Source organism: Alteromonas sp. ABH2_165, from assembly GCF_056159945.1.
In genome coordinates, this window is the sequence record NZ_JBSWWF010000001.1 from 1 (window position 1) to 12,657 (window position 12,657).

Here is a 12,657-nt window from a genome sequence, read left to right on the forward strand (position 1 = left end):
TCCCGAAACCGTTGGTGTGGCGTCATTACCTAGCGAGTGTGGATCAAGAGTGATAACTGGTGCTGCAGTATCAATTTCACCGTTGTTGTCGGTGGCGGTGGTCGCGTTACCTGCCGCATCGGTGGCGGTCGCTTCAACCGTATAGGCACCGTCGGCCAAATCCGCTGGAACGTCTGCGCTGAACGAGCCGTCTGGCTGAACTGTTGCTGTGAAAGTTTGCGCGTCGCCGTTGGCGTCCGTTACCGTGATCGACACGGTTTCGCCGAGCGGCAGATCCGTGGTACCTGAAACATTAGGCGTAGCGTCATTACCTGTTGTCTGTGCGTCCAGCGTAACCGTTGGGACTGCGGTGTCAATTTCGCCGTTGTTATCGGTAGCGGTATTCGCGTTGCCTGCCACATCGGTGGCGGTCGCTTCAACCGTGTAAGCACCGTCGGCTAAATCCGCAGGCACATCCGCACTGAATGTTCCGTCAGGCTGTACGGTTGCCGTAAAGGTTTGGGCATCACCATTGGCGTCAGTTACCGTGATCGAGACGGTGTCACCAGCCGGTAAATCCGTGCTGCCAGACACCGTTGGCGTTGCGTCATTATCCGTTGTCTGCGCGTCCAGCGTGACGGTAGGTGCGGTAGTATCAACTTCACCGCCAGCTTCTGTTGTCGTTGCTGTATTCCCAGAAGCGTCTGTAGCTGACGCTTCGACTGTGTATGCGCCTTCAGCTAAATCTGTAGGCACATCGGCGCTGAATGTTCCGTCAGGTTGAACAGTGGCGGTAAAGGTTTGAGCATCGCCATTGGCATCGGTTACCGTGATCGACACGGTTTCGCCAGCCGGTAGATCCGTTGTGCCAGATACCGTGGGTGTAGTATCTGAATCGGGCGATTGTGGGTTTAAAGACAGTGATGGAGCGGCGGTGTTCACTTCACCGCCAGTTTCTGTTGCTGTCGTTGTATTACCAGCCGCATCGGTGGCGGTCGCTTCAACCGTATAGGCACCGTCGGCCAAATCCGCTGGAACGTCTGCGCTGAACGAACCGTCAGGCTGTACGGTAGCGGTGAAGGTTTGGGCGTCGCCGTTCGCATCAGTTACCGTGATCGATACCGTTTCGCCAGCAGGCAAATCTGTGGTACCCGATACCGTTGGTGTGGCGTCATTGCCTGTATTTTGTGGATCAACGGTCACTGTTGGTGCGGAAGTATCAACTTCACCGCCCGCGTCTGTTGCCGTTGTTGTGTTACCAGCAGCATCGGTGGCTGTAACGTCAACCGTGTAAGCACCTTCAGCTAGATCCGCAGGGACATCGGCGCTGAACGAACCGTCAGGTTGTACGGTAGCAGTGAAAGTTTGGTCGTCACCATTCGCATCGGTAACGGTGATCGATACTGTTTCGCCAGCAGGTAAGTCTGTAGTACCTGAAACTGTGGGTGTGGCATCGTTGCCTGGTGTAGCAGGATCAATTGTCAGTGTTGGTGAGGTTTCAGCTTCCGTGGTTCCGTCTGGTGCCTCAGTATCTGGCGCAGGCTCTTCTGTACCTGGCGTTGCTGCTTCTTCCCCTGGCGCAGGCTCTTCTGTACCCGGCGTTGCTGCTTCTTCCCCTGGCGCAGGCTCTTCTATACCCGGCGTTACTTCTTCTTCTCCTGGCGCAGGCTCAGTTGTACCAGCCTCTTCTGGCGGCGTTGTCGTTTCTTCTTCAGCTGCTGGCGGTGGAGTTGGCTCTGTGGTTTCTTCTGCAACTGGCGCATCAGCCTCTACGGTGAATTCACCGGCAGTTTGCGTTTGATTACCCGCAGGATCTGTAGCTTCAACAGAAACGGTGTAGTCACCTTCGGCTAAGTCAGCAGGCAGTGTTGCAGCAAAAGAACCATCAGCTTGTACATCGGCAACAAGATCAAACGCATCGCCATTGGCGTCTGTAACAGTCACGGTTACCGTACTACCAGGCGCAAGGTCAGTATTACCATTGACGACGGCAGGCTCACCCGGGGTAGTTGTCACATCAAAAGTCACTGTTGGCGGTGTGAAATCTGCTTCACCACTTGACTCTACCGTGGTTGTATTGCCGGCTTCATCCGTTGCCGATACAGAAATGTCGAATGCGCCTTCGGCTAGAGGCGCGTCGGGGACAACGGAGAAGCTGCCATCATCAGCGACAACTGCTACGACAGTTTGCGTATTTCCTGCGGCGTCAACAATCGTCACACTGACTTCGCTGCCTGCAGGTAGATCGCTTGAGCCTGTTATTTCAATGAATGGATCGTTGGTAACGTCAACGGGATCAACCGTGATAGTTGGGGCGGTGGTATCCACCACAAACGTGTCTGAAAAGGTAACCGTACCCGTTTGCGGGTCGGGTGCTTCTACAACAATATCAAAGGTGCCGTCTTCCAATGTATCCGGAAGTGTAACGGTGAAGCTTCCGTCCTCTGCGACTGGCGCATCAATGGTCGTTTCAGTACCGTTTTCATCGGTGACAATGATGGTCACGGGGGTGTCAGGCGCAAGGTTCGATTCACCCGATACCACGGGAGGGAAGTCGCCGCTAATGACGACATCTTCAAGGGTTGTTGGCTCTGCGTCTGCTTCGTTACCAGCAGCGTCTGTGTCTTCGAGTGTGGCTTCGTTGCCAGTTGTTGGTTCAAATTCGAAGGCGAGGGGGTCGACATCTTCGGCAATTCTACTTAATTGCACAAAGGAGGCACCGCCGCCACCACCGCCACCACCAAGACCGGCAGCGGTTTCTTCTAAGGCGTCGAGAATATCGCCATCGCCGCTAAGTAGCGCGTCGATGTCAACTTCGCTACTTGCGTTATCAACATCAGCATCTGCACCGCCATCAACCATACTCAATACATCATCAAGAGAGTCATCGTAGACGACGAATTCATCATCTGAGGTGGCTGCAGTGAAATTTTCGAGCGATTCAACACGCTGTGGAACGCCGGCACTTAATACAACACTGCCTAACTCTTCGGTCATTATCTGACCGCCGTTTTCAGCAATGATTTCAGCATCTGATGGAATAACATCGCCGGCAACAACCGGACGTTCTTCGCCATTGGGCAGACGGATAATCACTTCACCAGTGACATTTGTGACATTGAGCATGACTTAAAACCTGTGACTGTTAATGCACTCAAAGATAGGTCAGTCAAAAAGTCCGGCCCTGTACCAGAGAACAGGCTTTTAATAAGGTTCTGTTTTACAAATGATTTAAGTCAGAAATTTTTTTTAATCTTTTTCTGACCTCGGTAGTTTGCGGGTTCAGATTCCAGTGTCTACCTTTAAGTAACAGGCTTAATTACCGCCGAGATTAATTTTGTTTCAGTTATTTAATCGTGGAGAACATATGCCAATTCGATGGTTATTTTTGTTGTTAGCTTTCGGGTTAATTAGTGTTCGTGCTACCTCAGCAGAACCGATACAACTCTCTGAAGTAGTGCGTGAGGCAATAGATTCCCACCCTGATATCAACGCGGCCTGGCAGGATCTGCAAAGCGCGAGGCAAGATACCAAGGTGGCGCGATCGGGGTATCGACCCACAGTTGATTTAACCGCGAGAAGCGCCTTAGTAAGACGAAATTCCGGCCTTGATCAGAGCTATTCTGATAGCGAGATCCGCCTTACAGCCACACAAATGCTTTTTGATGGCTTCTTCACATCGTCCGAAATTAAGCGGCTCGAATCGGCACAAAAAGTCAGATACCTGGAATTACTGAATCAGGTGGAACTGATCTCGTTGGAAGTGGCCACTGCATTCGCCGATATGCTTCTTTATCGCGAATTGCTTCGCGTGGCTGAAGACAACTTAAGAACACACGTTGATGTATACAAGCAGATAGAAAAAAGTGCGCAGGCCGGTGTGGCGAGACGCGCTGACCTCGAGCAAATTAGTGGGCGTTTGTATTTGGCCGAATCTAATGTAATGACGGAGCAGTCTAATTTACATGATGTCGCTTCGCGTTATCAGCGCCTAACGGGTAAACGCCCCCCTGATGAGCTTGCCGGCATAGATAATCTGATTTATGTTGATTTGCCCGCGTCTGTCGTCGACAGTCTGATGGTGGCTTATCAATACAATCCAGGCTTCCTCGCGACCTGGTACAACATTCGCTCTAATCAATTCTCCATTGATTCTGCGCAGTCTCGCTATTTGCCAACGGTAAATTTAGTGGGAAGTTACGGTACGCAAACACGGGACCAGGCGGGGTTAGACAATACGATAACGGAGGGACGGGTAGGCATTGAAGTCTCCTACAACTTCTATAACGGCGGTGCTGATCGCGCGCAAATCAAGTCAGCCCTCGCCCTGAAAGACCAAGCCCTTGATCTGAGAGATCGCTCCTGTCGCGATGTCAGGCAAACCGTGCAGATTGCATTTAACGATATTCGCAATCTCGACAGACAATTACCTGCGTTGAACGAACACCGCTTGTCTGCAAGCAGAGTAAGAACGGCATATCTTGATCAATTCAAAATCGGCGAACGAACACTGCTTGATCTGCTCGACTCAGAAAATGAGGCCTATGAATCTGGCCGGGCTTACACTGAAGCCTTATATACCCAGTACAAAGCGGTACTCAGATTGTTGGCGGGTAGCGGCAAGCTTGCTGAATTTCTGGCAGTAACGCGCTCGGACTTTAACGTAACCGAAGCAATCAGATTGTCTGGTGCAGTTTACGACCCCAAATATGTTTGTCCGGCGGAAAGTACCGACGTGATGTCTCAGGAAACCAACATTCTGGTACGAGACAGCGACGGTGATGGGGTAACTGACCTATGGGATGAATGTCCAGACACACCTGCAAATGTAACTGCAGACGACTTTGGCTGTCATCAGGAAATAGAAGAACCCATGGTCGTAGACCCCTTTGGCGATGAAATGGTCGAGGACTCGGCGTCTGTCGCTCCTGAGCCAACGCCATTGCTGGAGCCAGAGCTGCGCCCCGCAATGAATGCCTTCTTCGCTGAAAATGACGCCTCATTGAGTGAAGATCAAAAAAAGGCGTTACAACCTGTTGTGGATTTTCTGAATGAATCGCCGTCGAATGCTATCCAATTATACGGTCATGCCTCACTAAAAGGTAACCGGAATTATAATCAGGCTCTCTCACTCAAGCGGGCGCAAAATGTGGCTGACTGGTTAACAACCCAAGTCACAACAGGAGGCCTCGAATCCCGGTTCTCGGTGATTGCCCTTGGCGAGGACAGCCCTGCTATTGATAACAACACGGATGCAGCCGACAAGGCTAATCGTAGAGTAGAAATTCGCTTTATTAACAACGCTGCATTGCCTGAAACTAGGGGTATGGAGCGCTAATGTCACCACCCAATCTTTCTCACCTTTCTGTCGAGGAAATCGCAGCCCGTTCAACGGTACGTGGCGGGTGTCTGATGGCTTGTCTGAAAACAATCTGTGATTTTCATGGCATCACCATGATTGCCGATGCTGTTTTGGCAGGTTTGCCTATGCAGCATGAAGAACTCTCGCCGTCGGTAATGCCCAGAGCTGCCAGCCGCGTCGGGCTACACTGTAAAATAGTGAAAAGGCCGCTAACCGAAATAAATAAATCTCTTCTGCCCGTGATTTTGGTGCTTGAGGAACAACGTTCATGCGTTTTGGTTGGGCTAGACACAGAGAAGCATGTTGCCGAAGTTGTTTTTCCAGACTCATCGGAAACCGTGGAAAAAGTTTCCCTTAGTGAACTTGACACTGAATTTACCGGATTCGTCATATTCCTGCGCCCCGACAACAAAATCGGCCGTCCGCCCTCGGTTGCAGAAAGCGACACGGAGACCAGTTGGTTGTGGAGCGCGGTATCAACGGCCATTCCGCTGTATAGGGATGTGCTACTGGCATCGGTTTTCATCGGTCTACTTTCGCTGGCTATGCCCTTGTTTGTGATGAATGTGTACGATCGCGTGGTGCCCAATGCCGCTATTGAAACCCTTTGGGTGCTCGCCATTGGTGCGGGCCTGGTGCTGTTGGCAGAGTTTAGCTTACGTATGCTGCGGCATTTCTTTGTTGAACTCGCAGCAAGTCGCATTGATATCAGCCTTACCGCTAATCTAATGCAAAAGGTGCTTGGGTTTTCGTTCAACGTTAAGCCTCAGTCAACAGGCGCTTTCGTCAGCAATCTGCAGTCTTTCGAGGCAATCCGGGGATTCACCAACTCATTAACTTTGGTGTCTCTGGTCGATTTACCTTTCGCCATCTTCTTTATTGTCATCATTGCTTTGATCAGCGGCTTTCTGGCGTTGCCTATTATTGTTGGCGGTTTGATTTTACTTGGCTTCGGGCTTTATGCGCAGCGAAACATGGCGAAGCTTGCTACCAATGCCAGTGAGGCGTCATCGGCACGCAACGGGTTGGTGACCGAGTCAGTGAAGATGTTTGAAGACGTGAAGTTTTTCAATGCAGGCCATCATATTCAGCGAGATTGGGAGATTTACTCCATTAATCTCGCAAAAATTAACGCAAAGCTCCGCCTGGCAGGCACATCGGTTACCAATGCCGCGCTGTGGATTCAGCAGTCTGTGGGTGTCGCTATTCTGGTGGTAGGCGTGTTTCTCATGGTCGACGGTGAACTGACACAAGGTGGTTTAATTGCGGCTTACCTGCTGTCATCCAGAGCTATGGGGCCATTGTCTCAGGCAGCCGGGCTGCTCGCCCAATATCATCACGCCAAAGTGGCTTATGAAACCCTTTCGGAGCTTATGGAGAAAGAGGAAGAGTCTGATGGTAGTCGCAAATGGACACAGCATACCTGCATCAAAGGTAAGTTCGCATTCGATAACGTGTCTTTCGCTTATCCCAATCAGGCTTCTCATGTAATCAGTCGATTATCACTAACCATTGAACCCGGTGAGCGGGTGGCCATTCTGGGCAACAACGGCTCGGGTAAAACCACAATTCACAAGATGCTGCTGCACGCCTATGCGCCCACCAGTGGAATCATCACCCTGGATAATATCGACTTACAGCAATATGAGCCGAGTACGTTGCGTAATCAAATTGGCTATGTGCCGCAAGACATCAATCTGTTTACCGGAAGTTTGAAAGATAACATCACCGTTTTTCAGGAAGACTATGACGAAGATTTCATTTGGGAAATTCTCGGCGCCTGCGGGTTGACCGATTTCGTGAATCACCACCCCGATGGTTTAAATCTCAGTGTCGGTGAAGGCGGCTGCTTGCTCTCAGGCGGTAAGCGCCAATCGGTGGCGCTGGCCAGAGCGCTCATCCGCAGACCTGCCATGTACTTAATGGATGAGCCCACGTCCGCCATGGATGCGGCAGCAGAGCAGAAAATAACCCAACTTCTGGCCAGAGAAACCAAGGGTAAAACCTTAATTCTGAATACACACAGGCAGTCATTACTCAGCCTGGTGGACCGCATCGTGGTGCTTGACCGTGGCCGCATTATTGCCGATGGCCCTAGAGACGAGATCATGCTGCGCTTGGCATCAGCGCTAAAAGGAGGGGCAAACTCATGATTTTTTCCTGGATGAGGGAACGTTTGACGCCTCCGCCCGATAACGATTGGGTGTTAGAAGCCGAGTGGGCACGTATTCAACAACGACCACTGCGTGCAAGAGTGCTGCTTTATGGCGTGGTAATGACCATAGTGGTACTTATCGTTTGGGCGTGCTTAGCACCGGTTGATGAAGTGGCCCGGGGTGATGGCAAAGTGGTGCCTTCTAGCCAGCTACAGGTCTTGCAATCGTACGATGGTGGCATCGTGCAGGACATCCTGGTTAAGGAAGGGCAGTTTGTTAAAGCGGGAAGCGTGATACTGCGCGTTGATCCCACCCGTTATATCTCCTCTCTGCAGGAGAACAGCACCCGAATGAATGCGGTTTCGGCCAAGGTTGAACGCCTTTCCGCTCAGACCCGTGGCGAGCCTCTGGCTTTCACCGATGATCTGAGGCTAGCCGCACCCGATATCGTGACCAACGAAACGGCACTTTACTATTCCAGTATCAGAGAATTGGAGGAAACAGAGGCCCGATTTGAAAGTCGGATAGCCCAGCGAGAACAGGACGTGGAATCATTTCGCTCTGAGCTCAAACAGTTTCAGGACACTTTAACCTTAGCTGAGCGAGAGTTAAGTGTAACCCGTCCATTGCTTGAATCGGGGGCGGTGTCTGAAATCGATATTTTACGTTTAGAGCGCCAGATCATAGAAAACCAAGGGGCTATTCAGCGTACCCGAGCCGCCATTTTTCGCAGTGAAGCGACCATCGACGAAGAACAAAACAACCTGAAAGAGGCGCGGTTAAAAATGCAGAACCGCTGGAGTGAGGAATTGAACGAAGCCGTGGCCACGTTACAAACCTTGCAGGAGTCGCAAACTGGCCTTCAGGATGTGGTCAAGCAGTCTGAAATACGCGCCCCTGTGTCGGGCACCGTTCAGCGCTTGTTAGTCAACACCGTAGGAGGAGTCATTACACCGGGAAGCGCTGTTGCTGAGCTTATTCCCTCTGACGACGTGCTGTTAGTGGAAGCGAAAATTCCGCCGAAAGACATTGCCTTTCTCAAGTTAGGGCAGCCCGCAATTTTAAAATTCAGTGCCTATGACTACGCCATTTATGGCGGCATGAATGCCTCTGTGGAACATATAAGTGCCGACACTGTAACCGATGATCAGGACCGAACCTTCTATCTTGTGCGCTTATCCACCGCGGCACGTGATGCCGGTGAACTGGATATTCTGCCCGGCATGATGGTGCAAGTCGATATCATCACAGGCAAACGCACGGTAATGCGATATCTGCTTAACCCTCTGATTCGTGCTTCAACTTCTGCTTTAAGGGAACGGTAGAAATGAAATTTTTTATTCTTGGCGATGCACTCAGGAAAATTTCCTCACTTTCTGACGCTGATTCTTGGCTGAATGCCTCTTTTTCGACTATTAATTCAGGTGGGATATGTTGGATCGATACCCGCGAGCCCAACTGGCAGAGAGTGGTCCGTGATGCGGTAGCTGTAGAGATATCTCCCGTGGTTGTCAGTTATCAACCCGATATCAAAGAAATGCAGGGGAGCTTATTGCTCGGCGCCCGGGCTTACTGCAATGCCACAGAGGTATTTCGTCACTGCGACGCCATTAGCCAGGCTATCTCTGCTGGCGGTTTATGGATCCCTGGCGGTTTGGTGACAGCCATGTTCCATCGCTTGAGCGAACACCCTGGCTATACGTTACGGGAAGATAGCGGTGAGGTGCTTACCGAACGTGAACGAGAAATTCTGCAACTATTGTTGAAGGGTGAATCGAATCAGCAAATGTCTGAAACGTTAAATATCACCGTGAGGACAGTAAAAGAACATATGTCTTCTATTCTTAAAAAGTACCGGGTGAAAGACCGGGTGGCCTTGTTGTTAAAAATTGGTCGCTTTAATAGCGCTCCACAATAGCATTCCGAAATAAGTATGAGGGCATTGTGACTTACACTTTTCAAAATAAGACCGTCATTGGGTTGGGAGCGCTTTTCAGCATACTTTGCATTCTCGGCGGCTTTCAGCTTTACAAGAAGCTTTCAGAGCAGGAGCGTGTCGCTTCGTTTGATGGGCCGGTGAAAGAATTTATCGATCATTTCAACGTTAATCTCAACGATTTCGAATACGCACTGCACTTACAAAACAAGTTTTTCGACTCGTCAGAAAGTGTCGATAGCATCGAATTTGAATATTTTGCGGAAGTGATTCTGGAGCATAATCCGGCAATAAGCGGAATTGGCATCTACGAGTACGACATTCGCGCCGGAGCCAAAAGTACGCTACCAGAAATTAAGTACTGGGTTGTGGCAGATGGCTATGAATTTCTTGGTCGTAAGCAGATGCGCGATATAACGCGAACCTATGTTGATATGCGAACGGTGGGCAATATGGATGACTATTCGACAGAATTGTTTGCCATTGACGATACCCAACGTAAGTTTGTTTCGTTGGTCCGTGCTATGCCCGATCACAAAATGTTATTGATTATGGTGGTAGACGTGCACAAGGCGGCGAGGCTCGCGATCAGTAATCGTATTGCTAGTAACTTTATCGTTTATCAAACGCAAGACGATAAAAAGAATGTGGCCTTTTCGGATGTTAAGTATTCGTCTGCGTTAGCAGAACCCTTTAGAGGTGAAGTTACTCTTTTCAATCAACAGTGGGAAATGGTGGTTTATCCTCCGGAAGATCTGTTCAACCGGTTCTACATTTTAATTCCTGTACTTGCTTTTCTTTTCAGCCTGATGGTGTTGTACATCGTTTACTTCGCCTTAAAAGTGCACCGCCTCAGCGACGAGCGCCAAAGTGCCTTACAGGATCTTAAATTTGCCCAGGAAAAAACCGTAGAGGCAGAAAAAATAGGCGCGATGGGCGGACTGGTCGCCGGTATCGCCCACGAAGTCAACACGCCGCTTGGGATCAGTATTACGAGTTGCTCTCACGTTAACGATCTTATCCGTGATTTGAAGGAAGATTTCGATAACGGCGATTTAGATGAGGATAGATTCGAGGAATTTATTACATCCGGTAAAGAAGTGCTCGCAATGGCACTGGGAAACCTGAAAAGAGCATCTAAACTTATTTCATCTTTCAAAAAAATTGACGTCATTAACGCTGATGATTCGGTTGCGCCTGAAACCGTAGATGTGGCTGAACTGGTAGAAAATTTTGCAGAACACTATAAGCAGAACGCGATGTCTACCAAAGTGAAAATTAACATTGAAATAGGCCGTCGTTCAGAAATATGCACTTACCCCACGGTAATTAATCAAGTGCTGGACGCACTGGCTTCAAATGCTTCGATTCATGGCTTTGCCAACAAAGAGCAGGACTGCGTTATCTCCATACGCGTTACCACATTTGGTAAATGGGTAATGCTCAAGTTTTCGGATAACGGTGAAGGGGTGGCCAAAGAAGACCTCGGTAAGATTTTTGACCCATTTTTCACCACCCGACGTGGCGGGGGAAATGCTGGGCTGGGTTTAAGCGTGGTGTACAACCTGGTGAAAAGTAAGCTTCAGGGTGAGCTTAATCACGGAGAAGAGCCAGAAGGTGGCTTGTGGGTTTCATTACGAATTAAAGACTTAGATGATAAGGAGTAACTGATGGGAAATCCTTTATTTGCCAAGAAGAAAGAAGTCGTTGCACCTTCCGGGAATGAAACCGTTGAAGAGAAGGCATCATCACCGCTGAAAGTGCTAATCATTGACGACGAAACAGAAGTTCACCGGGTGACAGACTTGACCCTCAAGCGTTTTCGCTTTGATGGCAAAAAAATCGAATTCTTGCACGCCTATTCAGGCAAGGAAGCGATGGAAATTTTTAATACCGAAACGGATATCGCGCTGGCGCTGGTAGACGTGGTGATGGAAACCGATCATGCCGGCCTGGATGTGGTGCACTACGTTCGCAAAGATCTGCAAAACAATGCATGTCGTCTGGTGCTCAGAACGGGACAGCCGGGGCAGGCGCCTGAGCATGAAGTTATTGAACGCTATGATATCAACGACTACAAAGAAAAAACCGAGCTCACGAGTCAGAAGCTGAAAACCCTGATGTATACGGGGTTACGATCTTATCGTGATATTTCCACCATTGAAAATCATCGTAAGGGGCTCAGACAGGTTATCGAAAGTACCACCAAAATGTTGCAAACCCATTCTTTGAATGATTTTGCTTCAGCGGTACTTAAAGAAATCATGAACCTGTTGCAGTTAGATTCCAGTGCCATTTACTGTTCGACCTTTCCGCAAGAAGGCAGCGGTGCGAAGGAGCGGGCGGTGCTTGCTGCTACCGGCAGCCTGGCTGACATCAAAGAAAGTAGTGCGCCTATGGTGCCAGAAGATGTCGAAACTTGTTTTAAAGAAGTGTTAGCCACCAAGAAATCTCAGCACTTTGATAATGGTTACGTGTTTTATACCTGCACGGATAAGGGGTACGAGAACCTGCTCTTTATAGAAACCAAAGGGGCGTTAACGGATTCTCAAAAAGAATTCTTGGAAATTTACTGCATCAACGTGTCACTGGTTTACGAGAATCTGATGATCAGTGAAGAAATCAAAGGCACACAATCCGATATTCTTCACTTACTCGGAAACCTGGCTGAACAGCGCAGTAGTGAAAGTAACTCACACAGTCTACGCACAGCAGAACTGAGTTATGAACTGGCACGACGTGCTGGTTTAGGCGTTGATGATGCTGAGACTATTCGCCGGCTCGCGCCTATATGTGATATCGGTAAAATCACCCTGCCAGATACGGTTTTACAGAGTGAAGAGAGCCTTTCTGCTGAACAAATGGCGTTGCTGAAAAACCATCCTAATGTGGGAGCAGCGTTGTTGAGTAAGTCTGATAAGCCAATGATGAAGAAGGCTGCACAAGCCTGCCAGACATTCCACGAACAATGGGATGGTGAAGGGTATCCCAATCAGCTCAGCGGCGAAACCATTCCTGTCAGCGCACGCATTATTTCGCTTGCTGCAGAGTTCGATCGTATGACGTCTGGTTCTGACAATAGCGCGGCGATGTCTAAGGATGAGGTGCTTAGTCAACTCAGCGCGCAAAAAGGCGCTAAATTTGATCCTACGCTATCAGACCTGATGATCGAAGATATCGATTTTTTCTGGTCGATTCGTGAAAACTTTCCGGACTAAGGAGTG

Annotated in this window: 7 protein-coding genes; 6 read left to right on the forward strand and 1 reads right to left on the reverse strand. The window is 49.5% G+C overall.

Annotated elements, in window-relative coordinates:
* Window positions 1–3,105, reverse strand: a 3,105-nt coding sequence (locus ACXAFQ_RS00005) for a retention module-containing protein (protein ID WP_474817564.1), incomplete at its 3' end; no start/stop codon positions are given.
* A 241-nt stretch (window positions 3,106–3,346) separates the two neighbouring features.
* On the opposite strand from ACXAFQ_RS00005, the gene ACXAFQ_RS00010 reads away from it, so the two are divergent.
* Genes ACXAFQ_RS00010 through ACXAFQ_RS00035 form a run of 6 tightly spaced genes read left to right on the forward strand, consistent with a single transcriptional unit; the run spans window position 3,347 to window position 12,651 of the window.
* A complete protein-coding gene (locus tag ACXAFQ_RS00010; protein WP_474817565.1) occupies window positions 3,347–5,317 on the forward strand; it encodes a TolC family outer membrane protein in 1,971 nt (656 codons plus the stop codon).
* Complete coding sequence (locus ACXAFQ_RS00015) at window positions 5,317–7,494, forward strand: type I secretion system permease/ATPase (protein WP_474817566.1); 2,178 nt, start codon at window positions 5,317–5,319, stop codon at window positions 7,492–7,494. The genes ACXAFQ_RS00010 and ACXAFQ_RS00015 overlap by 1 nt, the downstream gene beginning before the upstream one ends.
* Window positions 7,491–8,822, forward strand: a complete 1,332-nt coding sequence (locus tag ACXAFQ_RS00020; protein ID WP_474817567.1) for an HlyD family type I secretion periplasmic adaptor subunit — start codon at window positions 7,491–7,493, stop codon at window positions 8,820–8,822. The genes ACXAFQ_RS00015 and ACXAFQ_RS00020 overlap by 4 nt, the downstream gene beginning before the upstream one ends.
* 2 nt (window positions 8,823–8,824) lie before the next feature.
* Window positions 8,825–9,415 carry a response regulator transcription factor gene (locus tag ACXAFQ_RS00025; RefSeq protein ID WP_474817568.1) on the forward strand — a complete coding sequence of 197 codons (591 nt, stop codon included), beginning with the start codon at window positions 8,825–8,827 and terminating at the stop codon, window positions 9,413–9,415.
* 26 nt (window positions 9,416–9,441) lie between these two features.
* The gene (locus tag ACXAFQ_RS00030; protein WP_474817569.1) at window positions 9,442–11,100 is read left to right on the forward strand and encodes a sensor histidine kinase; all 1,659 of its coding nucleotides are present in this window, start codon (window positions 9,442–9,444) and stop codon (window positions 11,098–11,100) included.
* 3 nt (window positions 11,101–11,103) lie between these two features.
* Window positions 11,104–12,651: a DUF3369 domain-containing protein gene (locus tag ACXAFQ_RS00035; protein ID WP_474817570.1), complete on the forward strand. Its 1,548-nt coding sequence runs from the start codon at window positions 11,104–11,106 to the stop codon at window positions 12,649–12,651.
* The last annotated feature ends 6 nt before the right edge of the window (window positions 12,652–12,657 follow it).